Origin of the sequence: Shinella agrisoli (assembly GCF_046557955.1) — a bacterium.
In the GTDB taxonomy this organism is placed as follows: Bacteria; Pseudomonadota; Alphaproteobacteria; order Rhizobiales; family Rhizobiaceae; genus Shinella.
In genome coordinates this window covers 108,749-122,583 of record NZ_JBJIEP010000016.1, presented here as the reverse complement: position 1 = coordinate 122,583, position 13,835 = coordinate 108,749, and the positions used below count along the sequence as shown (strand labels likewise).

At 63.8% G+C, this 13,835-nt stretch carries 13 protein-coding genes; 4 read left to right on the top strand and 9 right to left on the bottom strand.

What is annotated here, in order from left to right:
- Nucleotides 1-6 precede the first annotated feature (6 nt).
- The 5 genes from ACIIOY_RS17610 to ACIIOY_RS17590 form a co-directional block, all read right to left on the bottom strand.
- Nucleotides 7-1,017, bottom strand: a complete 1,011-nt coding sequence (locus tag ACIIOY_RS17610; RefSeq protein WP_411035987.1) for a phosphoglycerate dehydrogenase — start codon at nt 1,015-1,017, stop codon at nt 7-9.
- 65 nt (nt 1,018-1,082) lie between these two features.
- Entirely contained in the window at nt 1,083-2,192 is a 1,110-nt protein-coding gene (locus tag ACIIOY_RS17605) for an AbrB family transcriptional regulator (protein WP_411035986.1), read from the bottom strand.
- On the bottom strand, nt 2,162-3,238 hold the full coding sequence (locus ACIIOY_RS17600; protein WP_411035985.1) for a tartrate dehydrogenase: 1,077 nt from the start codon (nt 3,236-3,238) through the stop codon (nt 2,162-2,164). The genes ACIIOY_RS17605 and ACIIOY_RS17600 overlap by 31 nt, the downstream gene beginning before the upstream one ends.
- A gap of 92 nt (nt 3,239-3,330) precedes the next feature.
- Complete coding sequence (locus ACIIOY_RS17595; RefSeq protein ID WP_411035984.1) at nt 3,331-4,539, bottom strand: NAD(P)/FAD-dependent oxidoreductase; 1,209 nt, start codon at nt 4,537-4,539, stop codon at nt 3,331-3,333.
- Nucleotides 4,540-4,739: 200 nt separating this feature from the next.
- Nucleotides 4,740-5,657 (bottom strand): LysR substrate-binding domain-containing protein, encoded by a 918-nt coding sequence (locus ACIIOY_RS17590; protein ID WP_411035983.1) that lies wholly within the window; start codon nt 5,655-5,657, stop codon nt 4,740-4,742.
- Nucleotides 5,658-5,719: 62 nt separating this feature from the next.
- Between ACIIOY_RS17590 and ACIIOY_RS17585 the strand changes: the two genes are divergently transcribed.
- The 4 genes from ACIIOY_RS17585 to ACIIOY_RS17570 are packed head-to-tail and all read left to right on the top strand — an operon-like array spanning nt 5,720 to nt 8,691.
- Nucleotides 5,720-6,793, top strand: a complete 1,074-nt coding sequence (locus ACIIOY_RS17585) for an amidohydrolase family protein (protein WP_411035982.1) — start codon at nt 5,720-5,722, stop codon at nt 6,791-6,793.
- Nucleotides 6,790-7,899 (top strand): amidohydrolase family protein, encoded by a 1,110-nt coding sequence (locus tag ACIIOY_RS17580; protein ID WP_411035981.1) that lies wholly within the window; start codon nt 6,790-6,792, stop codon nt 7,897-7,899. The genes ACIIOY_RS17585 and ACIIOY_RS17580 overlap by 4 nt, the downstream gene beginning before the upstream one ends.
- Nucleotides 7,900-7,910: 11 nt before the next feature.
- The gene (locus tag ACIIOY_RS17575; protein ID WP_411035980.1) at nt 7,911-8,324 is read left to right on the top strand and encodes a Rieske (2Fe-2S) protein; all 414 of its coding nucleotides are present in this window, start codon (nt 7,911-7,913) and stop codon (nt 8,322-8,324) included.
- Nucleotides 8,325-8,337: 13 nt separating this feature from the next.
- Nucleotides 8,338-8,691, top strand: a complete 354-nt coding sequence (locus tag ACIIOY_RS17570) for a non-heme iron oxygenase ferredoxin subunit (protein ID WP_411035979.1) — start codon at nt 8,338-8,340, stop codon at nt 8,689-8,691.
- Between the two features lie 7 nt (nt 8,692-8,698).
- Here the strand turns inward: ACIIOY_RS17570 and ACIIOY_RS17565 are convergent, their stop codons facing one another.
- From ACIIOY_RS17565 to ACIIOY_RS17550, 4 genes are read right to left on the bottom strand one after another with little or no spacing between them, the layout of a single operon-like run.
- Complete coding sequence (locus ACIIOY_RS17565; RefSeq protein WP_411035978.1) at nt 8,699-10,309, bottom strand: ABC transporter ATP-binding protein; 1,611 nt, start codon at nt 10,307-10,309, stop codon at nt 8,699-8,701.
- Nucleotides 10,306-11,235, bottom strand: coding sequence for an ABC transporter permease (locus ACIIOY_RS17560; protein ID WP_411035977.1), 930 nt, complete (start codon nt 11,233-11,235; stop codon nt 10,306-10,308). Before ACIIOY_RS17560 ends, ACIIOY_RS17565 begins: the two co-directional genes overlap by 4 nt.
- Nucleotides 11,236-11,249: 14 nt before the next feature.
- Nucleotides 11,250-12,167 carry an ABC transporter permease gene (locus tag ACIIOY_RS17555; protein WP_411035976.1) on the bottom strand — a complete coding sequence of 306 codons (918 nt, stop codon included), beginning with the start codon at nt 12,165-12,167 and terminating at the stop codon, nt 11,250-11,252.
- Between the two features lie 24 nt (nt 12,168-12,191).
- Entirely contained in the window at nt 12,192-13,703 is a 1,512-nt protein-coding gene (locus ACIIOY_RS17550) for an ABC transporter substrate-binding protein (RefSeq protein WP_411035975.1), read from the bottom strand.
- Nucleotides 13,704-13,835: the final 132 nt, after the last annotated feature.

Here is a 13,835-nt window from a genome sequence, read left to right as displayed (position 1 = left end):
GCGCTCTCAGCGCGGGCGGGTGCGGCCATCAGCAATCACGCAGGTTTCCGGCGGATCACCCCCATCGAGAACGGCGACAACGGATCTTGCCGCCACCATGTTCGTACGGGCGAGCCCCTCCAGCGACGAGGCCGCCGAATGCGGCGTAGCGACGACGTTGGGCAACGCAATGAGCTCGGCCGTCACATCCGCAAGGCTCTTGTCGCTCTCACTGAGATAGACGTCGAGGCCGGCACCCGCGAGCCTGCCGTCCTTCAAGGCCTGAAGCAGCACGCAGTCGTCGACCAACCCACCCCGCGCGGTGTTGATCACGATCGCAGTCGGCTTCATGAGGGCAATCGCCTTCTCGTCGATCAGGTTTCGCGTGGCCGCGACGAGCGGCGCATGCAGCGAGATGTAGTCGCTCTCACGCAAGATCGTCTCGACATCGCAGAACGTCACGTTCTCATTGCGGGCATAGTCGGCATCCGGATGAGGGCTGTTTACGAGGATGCGGCAGTTGAATCCCTTCAATCGTTGGACGACGCTGCGGCCGATGCGGCCGAGGCCGATGAGGCCCACCGTCTTGCGATTGAGGTCGGAGCTCACGAGGATTGTCCAATCGCCAGCCTGCATCCTGTTCTGCATCTCGCGCAGCCTGCGCCCAACAGCCAGCATCAGCCCGATGGTGTGATCTGCAACCGATGCGTCGTTGCCTCCCGCGGCGATGGTGATAACGCGCCCGAGGTCGCGCACGGCAATAACGTCCACCCGTTCATAGCCGACACCACGTCGCGAGATGACGGCGAGGTTGGGAAGGTCCTGAAGGAGTTCACGCGTGATGTGGGCGTGGCCGACGATCCAGCCTCGCGCACCGGCGAGGAGGCTCTTCAATTCGTCAGGTGTCAGGTTCCCGTCCGCCTTGCCCTTCGGCAGGTCGATGATATCGACTTCGCAGTTGTTTTCATTGAGGTAGTCGATCGTTGCTTGATCGAAATACCTTTGTGTCACGACGACCCGTCTTTCCGCCGTAGCCATGGCAGCCTCCCTTTCCTGTTGCTGTTCCTCGTGATTTTAGCCGGGCATCTCTTCCAGACCCTGCATTACTCCTTTTCTTCCGTTCCTATCCTCCGGCCGAGCACCTGTGCCGCGGTCAGCACGAGAAGGATGCGCAGCAGGTGATGGACGAGGATGAAGGCGACGTCGATCTGAAGCGCGACAGCGACAAGCCCCATTTCCGTGAGACCGCCCGGTGAATAGGCAAGCACTACGGGCAGGAAGCCGACATCCAGATAATGATCGAACAGACCGGCGAAGATAAGGGTTATCGAGAGTAGGATGATGGTCACTACCGCGGAATGAAACGCTACCGGCAGGAAAAGCGAATGATGGGCGCCGCGGAAACGGCACCCGATCACGACGCCGAGCACGACCTGCGCCGCATTGACGGCAAGCACCGGTAGCGAAAAGGCGGAGAAGCCGAATAGGTGAATGGCCGCGCTCGCAATCATCGGCCCCAGGAGAAACTTTGCCGGCAGGCGAAGGGCTTGCGCGAATAGAATGCCAGCGACCGCCGCAAAGACCGCCCACAGGAATTCCGTATGCGACCAGGTTCCCCCTGGTGCTGCACCGCCGGAGGCGGCGACGACCGGCGCGTGGTTAAAGAGTGCAATAAGGATCGGCAGGGTTGAAACGACGAGGATGATGCGCGAGGAGTGGATGAGCGCGATCCGCCGGACATCCGCGCCGTTCTGCTCTCCAAAGATCACCATGTCGGAAAGGCCGCCGGGCATGCCGGAGTAAAAGGCCGTCAGGCGATCGTAACCCGCAACATGGCGCAGATAGAGCACGCAGGCCGTGCCGCCGAGGACAAGATAAAGGGCAAGTCCGAAGATCGTCGGCAGCCATTGCGTGACTGCCTTCGCGATATCCGGCGAAAAGCTGGCTCCCAAGGCGAGACCGACGACGCTGATGACCGGAGGGCGGACCCAGGCGGGAGCTGCGACCGGCACACCAGCCGTGGCCGCAGCCGTGCAGGCCAACATCGAGCCGAGCATCCAGGCGAGAGGAAAATGCATGTAGGCGAATATCGCACCGCCGCACGTGCCGAAGGCCAGAGCGAGCAGAAAGGCGCGTGCATTCCGCAGTTTCACGAGGCCGCCGATTGCCCTGCGGCCCGGCATCAGACCGCAGCCGCGACGGCTTTCCCGCATTCTACGGTACCGGCCTTGCCGCCGAGATCGCGCGTCCTCAGTCTTGCATCTGACAGCGTATGTTCGATGGCGCCGAGAATCGCCGAGGCCGCCGTGCGTTCACCGAGATGGTCGAGCATCATCGCTGCCGACCAGATCTGGCCGATCGGATTTGCGACCGACAGGCCTGCAATATCCGGGGCCGAACCGTGCACCGGCTCGAAGAGCGACGGAAAATCTCGTTCCGGGTTTATGTTACCCGAGGGCGCGATGCCAATCGTGCCCGTGCAGGCGGGCCCGAGATCGGAAAGGATGTCGCCGAAGAGGTTCGAGGCGACCACGACGTCGAACCAGTCCGGATGCTGTACGAAATGCGCTGTCAGGATATCGATGTGATACTTGTCCCAGTGCACATCTGGATAGTTCTTCGCCATTTCTTCAACGCGCTCGTCCCAATAAGGCATGGTGATAGAGATGCCGTTCGACTTCGTCGCGGAGGTTAGATGCCCTTTGCGCGTCGCCGCTAGCTCGAAGGCGAATTTGAGGATGCGGTCGACGCCCTTGCGGGTCATCACCGTTTCCTGCATCACCACTTCCCTATCTGTTCCCGGAAAGATTCGGCCGCCGATCGAGGAATATTCGCCTTCGGTGTTTTCCCGCACGACGTAGAAGTCGATATCGCCGGGGTTGCGACCAGCGAGTGGCGAGGTCACGCCAGGCATCAACCGGCAGGGGCGCAGGCTCACATACTGATCGAACTCGCGCCGAAACTGGATCAGCGAACCCCATAGCGAGATATGGTCCGGCACCTTGGCCGGCCATCCGACCGCACCGAAGAAGATCGCATCGTGGTGGCCGATGCGGTCCTTCCAGTCTTCCGGCATCATGCGTCCATACTTCTCGTAATAGTCGCAGGACGCGAAATCGAACGTATCGATCTTCAGGTCGAAGCTGTAGCGGGAAGCGGCGGCTTCGAGCACCCTCAACCCTTCCTGCACGACCTCCTTGCCGATGCCGTCGCCGGGAATGACCGCAATTCTGTAAGCGTTTGTATTTTCTCGTGCCACGGTTGGTCCTGCTGCTGAAGGGATAGATGCCGATGGGTATTGGAAAGATGGCGGGCCCCATCCGTCTAGTCCATTGCCGGTTCGGCATGCGGCTATGCACCCCGGCGAGCGGCCGCTGGCCGGCGCGGATCCAGCAGAGCGGGGTCCGCCTGCCCGCCCCGGCGGATCGCTTCAATCGCCGGGCGCATGCTCCGAGGCTGGTTGACGGCCGTCACCCCGACCAGACGGCCTTGCGGATTGGCGTGCAGCACCGTGAAAGTGCCCTCGCCCGGCTTGCCCACCACGGTCTCGGTGACGGCTTCTGCCGGAAAGCCGGCAACCTGGATGTTGAGGTCGTACTGATCCGTCCAGAAACGCGGAACGTCGTCATAGGGACGTGGCACACCAGCCATCGCCCGACCGGCGCACGCTCCGTGATATTGCGCGTGGTACCAGGATTCGAGCCGCATGCGGCCGGGATAGAGCGCGTGTTCGAAGGCAGCAACATCGCCGGCAGCAAAGATGGCCTCATCCGCCGTCCGGGCATGGAGATCGACCGCGATCCCGTTGTCGACTTCGAGGCCGGCGTCTTCCGCAAGAGCCGTGTTGCGGCTCATGCCGACACCGGCGACGACGAGATCGGCCTTGATTTCTTCGCCGCCGGTGAGAGTCGCCACGAACCCGTCCGCCCCTTTCTCGACCCCGCTCAGAGATTGCTCCAGATGGATCGTCACACCCGCGTCCCTGTGCCGCCGCAGCAGCACGTCGGCTTGCCGAGGTGCAAGGCAGCGCGCCATGATCGTGGGCCCGGCTTCCAGCACCGTCACCGAACATCCGAGCGCCGAAGCGCTCGCCGCGATCTCCAGCCCGATCACGCCGCCGCCGATGCACAGGAGGCGCAGTCCCGGTTTCAGTTGGGCCCGAATCTTCTCCGCGTCCGCCCATGTTCTGAGGCAGGCGACATACTCGCCGCCCCTAATCGCAAGTCGCCGCGCCGTGCCGCCGGTCGCCAGCAGCAACCGGTCGTAGGGCACGCTCCCTCCGCCGGCCAGATGCACCCGTCCGGCCCGATCGATCGCCTCAGCTCTTCGGGAAAGCACGAGATCGATCTCCTGCTCCCGATAACGGGCGGGCGGCGAGAAGAATTGCGGCTGCGGAAGCGCCGGGGCAACGAGGACCGCCTTGCTGAGCAGCGGCCGCTCGTAGGGCGCAAGCGCCTCCTCCCCGATCAGGACGATCCGCCCTCCGTACCGCTGGCGGCGCAGTTCAAAGGCGGCGCAATGTCCGGCCTGCCCGGCCCCGACAATGACGATCTGCTCCATGGCGATGCCTCCCTGTCTGTTCTCACAGGGGATGGCAGCGAGACGAGCGCACGTCAAACGACGGCGCGGCACGGGCAGGCAGGCATATCAGCCTGAAAGCAGAAATGGAAAATACCTATAAACCAGCCAGTTGACGCCTGCGATTGACGCAAGCCGCTTGAGCATAAGTCACGCCGTGCGAGGAAAAATCGACACCGACCTCAGCGCACCTGCCGCAAAAGCCACCTCTGGAACGCCACCGCGCGCCGCGCCATGGGCTTGCCGGCGGGAACGACCAGGTAGTAGCCGTCCGCTGCATCGGCGACGATGTCCGAAGCCCGCACGAGGCTACCGTCCTCCAAATGGCGCTCGATGAAGCCAAGCCGGCCTATCGCGATCCCCATCCCGTCCAGCGCCGCCTCATAGAGCGCATCGGAGGAACGGAGGCTGACGCTGACGCCGCCGGGCAGGCCGTTGCCGCCTGCCGCCCGGCTCCAAAACTGCCATTCGTCGGGCCGGGCGAGATTTTCGAGGATCGTGTGCACAGCCATCGCCTCAAACGTTTGCGGCGGCGGCCGACCGGCGAGATAGCGCGGACTGCAGACGGGCACGAGACGGATCGGGAAGAGAAGACGCGAGCGGTATCCCACCCAGCGCCCGTCGCCGCGCTGGATGCCGAGGTCACCGTCGACCGGCGAGCGGTCCTTGCTCGTCGCGTTGTCGATGACGATGTTCTGCCCCGGCATCCGGACGTGAAACTCCTTCAGGCGCGGCACGAGCCAGCGCCGCATGACGAAGGGGGAGCACCAAATCTTCAAGGGCCGGTCGCCGTCCTGCCTCTGGCTGGCGAGCGTGGCTTCCTCTATGGTGCGCAGCGCGGGGCCAACGGCCGCAAGATAGGCCTCGCCCGCTGGTGTCAGCACCGTCTCGGCCGTGCGCCTGTCGAAGAGCGCGAAGCCGAGATATTCCTCCAGCACCTTGATCTGCTTGCTCACCGCACCGGGCGTGACGTGCAGCTCGGCGGCGGCGAGCTTGAAGCTCGAAAGCCGTCCGGTCGCTTCGAACACGCGGATCGCATTGAGCGGCGGAAAGGACAGAGAAGCGCCTCCAGTTGAGTTTTTCTCAACACGGGATAGCACTTCTCTTTTGACTGCACAATCAACCTGGCCGACCCTTCCCCTCGACAAAGGGAGGAAACGACATGGCCGCCATGGACACCGCGCCGCTGATCGACTGCGACATCCATCCGACCGTGCCCGGAACGGAGGTCCTTTTGCCCTACATGGACGACTACTGGGCCGACCAGATCACCGGGCGGGGCATAGACGGCCTCGACCTTGCCAGCTACCCGCCGAAGAACCCGCTGACGGCGCGGCAGGACTGGCGGGCCTCCGGCGGCAAGCCGGGCGCGAGCCTCGAGCGCCTGAAGGCCGAAGGCCTCGACGGCTTCGGCTCGACGATCGGCATCTGCAACGTGCTCTACGGCGCCGAAGCGGCCTTCAATCCCTATTTCGCCGCCGCCCTCTGTCGGGCGACCAATGACTGGATCGCGCGGGAATGGCTGGACAGGGAGCCGGGCCTGCGGGCCTCGATCCTTGTTCCGCTGCACGATCCGCAGCTTGCCGTGGAGGAGATCGAGCGCTGCGCGGCGGACCGGCGCTTCGTCCAGGTCCTCCTGCTGACGAATACGGAGATGCCACTTGGACGGCGCCAGTTCTGGCCGCTCTACGAGACGGCGGAACGCCATGGGCTTACCATCGGCATCCACGCAGGCAGCACTTATCGCCATCCGCCGACCTATATCGGCTGGCCGTCCTACTACATCGAGCACTATGCCGCCTTCTCGACGAGCTTCCAGGGGCAGCTCCTGAACATGGTCTATGAAGGCGTCTTCCAGAAATACCCGAAGCTGCGCGTCGTGCTGCTGGAATCCGGCGTGACATGGCTGCCGCAATTCCTCTGGCGGGCGGACAATACCTGGCGGGCGCTGCGCATGGAGGTACCTTGGGTCGATCGGCCGCCCTCCACGATCATCCGCGAGCATGTGCGGCTCACCACGCAGCCGCTCGACGTGCCCGACCGCTTCGCCGACATGCCGGCCCTTCTCGACCAGATCGGCTCCGACGACATGCTGCTCTTTGCTACCGACTATCCGCATTGGCAGTTCGACGGAGATCGGTGCGTGCATCCCGAGATGCCGACCGATCTCGTCGCGCGCATGCGCACGGCCAATCCACTTGCGACCTATCCCCGCCTCGACGGAGCGCTGCAATGAACGTCCAGTCCCCTCTTGCGAAAACCATAGGCAGTGCCGCCCGGAAGCAGAAAGTGATCGACTGCGATATCCACCCGATGCTGAGAACGCCCGCGCATCTCAGGGAATACCTGCCGCAGCGCTGGCGCGAGCATTTCGACACGTTCGGCAACAATTTCCGCATTCCCTTCGCGCAGGGCGAACTCTATCCGAAGATCGCCCCCTATCTGTCCCGCCGGGATGCCGTGCCGCCGAACGGCGGGCCGCCCGGCTCCGACCTGCCCTTCCTGCGCGAGCAGCTTCTCGACCTGCACAATGTCGAGACCGGCGTGCTTCAGGTCATCTCGCCGAACGGATCGAACCAGCAGAACACGGAGTTCGGCGCGGCGGTCTGTGCCGCGCTCAACGACTGGCAGGTCGCGGAATGGACGAGCCAGGAACCGCGGCTGCGCGCCACGCTGCTCCTGCCGGTCGAGCATCCCGAGGCCGCGGTTGCGGAACTGGAGAAGAGAGCGGGCGAAAAGGACTTCGTCCAGATTTCCGTTCCGCAGCGCTGTATAGAACCGTTGGGACGCCGGCGTTACTGGCCGATCCTAGAAGCGGCGGAAGCCTCCGGCCTGCCGCTCGGCCTGCATACGGGCGGGCAGAACGGCGTGTCGCCGGCACCCGGCGCAGGCTGGCCGTCCTACTACGCCGAGCATCACCACCTGATATCGCTCGCCACGCAGTCGCTGGTGACGAGCCTGATCATGGAGGGCGTCTTCGAGCGCTGCCCGCGCCTGCGCGTCATCCTCATCGAGGGCGGCTTCACCTGGGTTCCGGCGCTCGGCTGGCGGCTCGACAAGCTCTGGGAAAAGCTGCGCGCGGAGGTGCCGCATGTCAAACGGCCGCCGTCCGAATATCTGCGCGAGCACTTCTGGTTCTCGACACAACCGATGGACGAATTCGACAACCCGGAACACCTGCGCCAGACGATCGAGTGGATCGGCTGGGACCGCCTCGTCTTCTCCAGCGACTATCCGCACTGGGATTTCGACGACAGCCGCTACGCCTTCCCGCTGAAGCTCACGGCGGAGCAGCAGGCGACAATCTTCTACGAAAACGCGAAGGCGGTTTATCGCCTATAGAGGAGCTGGACATGGCGAAATATGCCGTCGTGCCCGCCGGAGAGATCAAGCCGGGCGAGCGCAGGATCGTGAATGTCGGCGGCCGGCCCCTCGCTATCTTCAACATCAAGGGCGAATTCTTCGCGCTGCTCAACCGCTGCCCGCACCAGGGCGCATCGCTGTGCCACGGCTTGCTGACCGGGCTGATGACGAGCGAAGCGCCGGGCGAAATCACCTATTCGCGGCAGGGTGAGTTCCTGCGTTGCCCCTGGCACGGCTGGGAATTCGACATGCGCACCGGCCAGTCCTATTTCGATCCGCTCCACACGAAGGTCCGCAACTATCCGACCAGCGTCGAGGACGGCGAAACCGTCATCAAGGGCCCCTACAAGGCCGAGATATTCCCGGTCGCCGTCGAGGAGGACTATCTGTGCGTCGAGCTTTGAAACGGAGGACATCGTGGCTGAAACAAAGGATGTGGAGGAAGAGACCTGGGTTGCCGTCTGCGAGGAGGCCGAGCTTGCGGAACACGCCATGGCCGCCGTCACCGTCGGCGCGCACGAGATCGCGCTCTACCATCTGGAAGGTGGCGAGATCTGCGCCACGAGCAACATCTGCACGCACGGCCTTGCCTATCTCACCGAGGGCTGGCTGACAGAGGAGGGACTGATCGAGTGCCCGCTGCATGCGGGATGCTTCGACGTGCGCACCGGCGCCGGCCAGGGCGACCCGATCACCGAGGACCTTGCCGTCTATCCCGTCCGGCGCGAAGGTGGCTGCATCCTCGTGAAGGTGCCCGGCAAGCCTGCCTGATAGTGCGTCAGGCGCCGGCGGCTGCCGGCGCCAGCAGGCTTTCGAGAAGCGGGCTCGCCTTCAGCAGCTCCCGCGTATAGGGCTGCTCGGGCGCCTCGAACAGTTTCGTCGTGCTGCCCTTTTCCACGATGCGGCCCTTCTGCATGACGATCACCTCGTCGCAGAAGTCCCGGACGACGGGCAGGTCGTGCGCGATGAAGATGAAGGAGAGGCCGAGATCCGTGCGCAGCGTCTTCAGGAGATCGATCACCTGCGCCTGGATGGAGACATCGAGCGCCGAAACGGCCTCGTCGCACAGCATGATCTCCGGCTCGAGGGCGAGCGCACGGGCGATCGCGATGCGCTGGCGCTGGCCGCCGGAAAACTGGTGCGGATAGCGCCGGGCATATTCCGGCTTCAGGCCGACCTTGACGAGCAGGTCGGCGATCCGCTCCGGCCACGCCCGCCGCGGCAGGCTGCCCTTGTGGATGGCCCACGGCTCGGAAACGATCTCGGCGACCGACATGTAGGGATTGAGCGAGGCGGTCGGGTCCTGGAACACGACCTGGATGTTCCGGCGCAGCGCGAAGGTCTCCTCCTTCGACAGGGAGGAGGTCTCGCGGTCGCGGTAGAAGATCTTGCCGGCCGTCGGCGCCTCCAGCCCCAGGATGGTCTTGGCGAGCGTCGACTTGCCCGAACCCGATTCCCCGACGATGCCGAGCGTCTGACCGGCCCGCAGGGTGAGGCTGACATTCTGCAACGCCTGAAACCGCCCGTAGAATTTGTCGACGTTCCGCACCTCCAGCAGCGTTTCGGCGTGCCGGGTCGGCGGCGTGGCGAAGCCGTGCCGGCCGGGAATCGAATTGAGCAGCCGGCTGGTATAGGGATGCGCCGGTGAGCGGAACACCGTTTCCAGGTGACCGGCTTCGACGATCTCGCCGTTCTGCATGACGATCACCCGATCGGCAATCTCGGCGACGACCGCAAGATCGTGCGTGATGAGCAGCAGGCCCATTCCGTTTTCCCGCTGCAGGTCCTTGAGCAGGCGAAGAATCTGCGCCTGGATGGTGACGTCCAGCGCCGTGGTCGGCTCATCGGCGATGATGAGATCGGGCTTGAGCGCGATCGCCATCGCGATCATTACGCGTTGGCGCTGGCCGCCGGAGAACTGGTGCGGGTAGAAATCGACGCGCGCCTCGGCATCGGGAATGCCGACACGGGTCAGCAGCCTTATCGCCTCCGCGCGAGGATTATCGACCTGGATGCCGTGGATGCGGAACATCTCGGCAAGCTGCCAGCCGACGGTGTAGACCGGATTGAGAGCCGACAGCGGATCCTGGAAGATCATCGCTATGCGGCGGCCGTTGACCTGCCGCTGGTGCGCGGGGCCGGCCGTAAGCAGATCCTTGCCGTCGAACAGGATCGTGCCGGAGACGATGCGGCCCGGCGGAATGTCGATGAGTCCCATGATCGCGGAAGCGCTGACGCTCTTGCCCGATCCGCTCTCGCCGAGGAGCGCGAGCGTCTCGCCCCGGTCCAGCGTGAAGCCGACATCGCGGACCGCATGAACGACGCCGTCGCGGGTATGGAAATCGACGCTCAATCCCTCGACGCAAAGCATGTGCGCGGCCGCGTTCATCGGTCGTCTCCCATTTCGAGGCGCCAGCGCTGGCGCGGGTCGGTCGCGATCCTGAGCCAGTTCGACAGGAGGTTCAGCGAGACCGTGGTCAGCATGATCGCAAGGCCCGGCCAGAAGGCGATCCACCAAGCCGACGACAGGTAGTTGCGCCCCTCGGCGACCATGAGGCCCCAGCTCACCTGCGGCGGCTGGATGCCCAGCCCGAGGAAGCTGAGGCTCGCTTCGGTCAGCATGACGAAAGCGAATTCCAGCGTGGCGATGGTGATGATCGTCGGGGTCACGACCGGCAGGATATGCCGCGTCACGATCCAGCCGAAGCCGGCGCCGAGGACGCGGGACGAGGTCACGAAGACCCGTTCGCGGATTTCCAGCACTTCCGCGCGCACCGTGCGGATGTAGATAGGCAGGCGCGTGATCGCCAGAACGGCGACGACGCTGACAAGGCCGGGCGTGAAGGCATAGAGCACGATAACCGCGAGCAGCAGCGAGGGAAAGCTCATCAGCACGTCGGCCGCCCGCATTATGATGGTGGGCAGCCAGCCCGGCCGCCAGCCGGCAACGAGACCGAGCGCGCTTCCCACCAGCAACGAGATGAAGACGGCGGAGGCGGCGACGAGCAGCGTGTTGCGGGCTGCCACGAGGATGCGCGCGAGAACGCTCCTGCCGAGCGTATCGCCGCCCAGCATGTACCACAGCCCGTTGTCCGGGTTGAACGGCGCGGCGTTGCGCATCAGGAGGTTCATCGCCGTCGCCTGGCGCTCCAGGAAAATCGGTGCGGCGACAGCCGCAAGGACCGCCAGCAGGACGAAGATCGCCGAGGCGAAGGCGAGCTTGTCCCGCCACAGCATTTTGGCATAGGTGCGGAAAATAGTGGGTTCGGCCTCTCTCTTGAGCACTGGTCGATCCGTTCTGGTTCTTACAAGCATCGAAAGGCTCTGCCTCAGTTGACGCGAATGCGCGGATCGAGAAGCCCGTAAGCCATGTCGATCAGGATGTTCATGGTGAGGATGGCGACGGCCGAGAGGAGAACGGCGGCCTGCAGGACGGCAAAGTCCCGGTAGGTGATGGAATCGATCAGCAGCTTGCCGATGCCCGGAAAACCGAAGACGGTTTCCACGATCACCGCGCCATTGATGATCGCTGCGGCCTGGTCACCCGCCACGGTAATGACCGGCAGCATGGCGTTGCGCAGCGTATGGACGAAGATGATCGACTGCGTCCGGGCGCCCTTGGCGCGGGCCGTCTTCACATAGCCCGACGAAAGGGCGCTGATCATCGATCCGCGGACGACCTGCGCGATCAGCCCGAGCGGGCGCAGCACGAGGATCGCCACCGGCAGGATCCAATAGATCGGACCTCCCATGCCGGAAGTCGGCAATATGCGCAGCCAGACGGCAAAGACCAGGATCCCGACGATCGCGATCCAGAAATTGGGCGTGCTGGCGCCGAGCAGGGCGAGCAGATTGGCCGTCCGGTCGAAAAGGCCGCCCGGACGCCAGGCACCGAGCGAGCCGATGATGATCGCGAGCACGATCGCGATACCCATGCTGATCGCCGCAAGCGTCAGCGTGACCGGGAAGGCTTCGAGGACGATCGTCATGGCAGGCCGCGACTGGCGCAGCGATTCACCGAAATCGAAATGGACGGCAGAAGACAGGAACGACCAGAATTGCACGAGCAGCGGATCGTTGAAGCCGCGCTGCTCGGCAAACTGTTGCCGCATCTCCGCCGTCGCATCGATGGGCAGGTAGAGGGCGGCCGGATCGCCGGTCAGCCGCGCCAGGAAGAAGACGAGAATGAAGAGCCCCGCCAGCGAAGTCAGGCTATGGATCATTCGCCTGGAGAGCAGTTTCAACATCTCGTCTTCCTCCCGATCGACAGATCAATCCGCAAAGCGGATGTCTTCAATATGCACTTCGTTGTTCGTGAACGGCGTCGGCTCATAGACGATGCGCGGATTGACACGTGCGTAGCCGACGAAGTGGAACAGGATCACATCGTCCACGAGCTCATTCGTGATCTTCGTGAAGGCCTGCTGGAAGAGCTTGGTGCGCTCCTCGCCCGTCGCCTCCATGCCGGCGAAGATGAGCTTGTCGAGCTCCGCATCGTCGCCCTGGGCCTGCCCGCCCTTGCTCGAATACTTGAAGTACAGCGAGTTGGCGGCATCGCCCGTCGAATTGTCATGCAGGTTGAAGAAGAGGCCGACGGGCCGGTCCCCTTCGTGCGGACGCGTCACGAGATCGATGAACTGAGCCTTCTCGATCATCTGCACACGGACATTGAAGCCGACCTGCTGCCACATCTGCGCCAGCGCCTGAAGCACGTCCGACTGGTTCGGCAGGAAGCCCGGACGGCCGAAGAGCGTGATCTCGGTGTCGACGGGCACGCCGTCGGCCTTCGCCTCCTCCAGCAGAGCCTTGGCGCCGTCCGGATCGTAGGCCCACGGCTTCAGCTCCGGATTGTAACCATTGATGAACGGAAGGACGATCTGACTGGCCGGCTGGACATCGGCGCTGAAGATCGTGCCGATGAAGGCCTGGCGGTCGATCGCCATGTTCAATGCCTTGCGGACGCGGATGTCGCTCAAGGGGGCGCGTTCAAGGGCGATAGCGACCTGCGCCGTTTCTGTGTTGAGGTAGCTGTGGTCCGTTTCGGGATTGGTCGCGTCCTGCACGCTGATATAGGGTGCAAGATCGGCCTCGCCCGTGGCGACCATGGCTGCCTGGACAGCGCTTTCGCCTCGGAAGAGGTAGCGCGCGCCAGTCACCACCGGTTTGTCACCCCAATAGCCGTCGAAGGCCTCCAGCTCGGCCGACTGCCCGGGCTGCCATGCCTTCAGTTTATAGGGACCGGTACCGATCGGTTCGTTTGTGGCCTGGTCGGTCGGAGTCAAGGGCGACGAGATAGCTAGCGTGCTGAGCAGGACGGGCAGGATCGGCTGCCGCGGCGACGTCTTGATATCAACGGTATGGTCATCGATCGCCGTCACGGTGACGGTCGTGCCACCGAAAAACTTCTGCTGCACCGTACAGTCGAGCGTCGGGCTAAGCGTGCGCTCCACCGCCTTCGAGAAGGCTTCGGCATTGAAGGGGCTGCCGTCGTGGAACGTCACGTTCTGCCTGAGGCTGAAGCGCCACGTGTCATCATCCGTCTGTTCCCAGCTTGTCGCCAGGCGCGGCATGACCTTGCCGTCGGATGGATTGAGCTGCGTCAGCGTCTCCACGATATTCTGCTTGATGATGCGACCCACATCGTTGCGGGCGGACCGGCAGGGATCGAGATTGTCGATGGAGTCCGGCACGACGACCGTGACTGTGTCCTGCGCCTGAGCCGGTGCGAAATGAAAGACGGACGATGCGAAGAGCGCCGCCAGTAGCTTCGTGCTTACCCTCATGGTTTCCTCCCAAAATCCATATGGCATCATCAACCGTCTCATTCTCCTCAATCGCGGTCTATTGCCCGATGCTTATCGGCCTATGCCTCCGCTGCATCGTTCCTTCCATGAAGCCCGTGATGGACAATGGTC

Bases quoted from the DNA above. Each gene is read 5' to 3' on its own strand.
- ACIIOY_RS17575 (WP_411035980.1), top strand. From the start codon at position 7,911: ATGGCGAAATATGCCGTCGTGCCCGCCGGAGAGATCAAGCCGGGCGAG.
- ACIIOY_RS17605 (WP_411035986.1), bottom strand. From the start codon at position 2,192: ATGCGGGAAAGCCGTCGCGGCTGCGGTCTGATGCCGGGCCGCAGGGCA.
- ACIIOY_RS17585 (WP_411035982.1), top strand. From the start codon at position 5,720: ATGGCCGCCATGGACACCGCGCCGCTGATCGACTGCGACATCCATCCG.
- ACIIOY_RS17580 (WP_411035981.1), top strand. From the start codon at position 6,790: ATGAACGTCCAGTCCCCTCTTGCGAAAACCATAGGCAGTGCCGCCCGG.
- ACIIOY_RS17555 (WP_411035976.1), bottom strand. From the start codon at position 12,167: ATGTTGAAACTGCTCTCCAGGCGAATGATCCATAGCCTGACTTCGCTG.
- ACIIOY_RS17550 (WP_411035975.1), bottom strand. From the start codon at position 13,703: ATGAGGGTAAGCACGAAGCTACTGGCGGCGCTCTTCGCATCGTCCGTC.
- ACIIOY_RS17560 (WP_411035977.1), bottom strand. From the start codon at position 11,235: ATGCTTGTAAGAACCAGAACGGATCGACCAGTGCTCAAGAGAGAGGCC.
- ACIIOY_RS17565 (WP_411035978.1), bottom strand. From the start codon at position 10,309: ATGAACGCGGCCGCGCACATGCTTTGCGTCGAGGGATTGAGCGTCGAT.
- ACIIOY_RS17595 (WP_411035984.1), bottom strand. From the start codon at position 4,539: ATGGAGCAGATCGTCATTGTCGGGGCCGGGCAGGCCGGACATTGCGCC.
- ACIIOY_RS17610 (WP_411035987.1), bottom strand. From the start codon at position 1,017: ATGGCTACGGCGGAAAGACGGGTCGTCGTGACACAAAGGTATTTCGAT.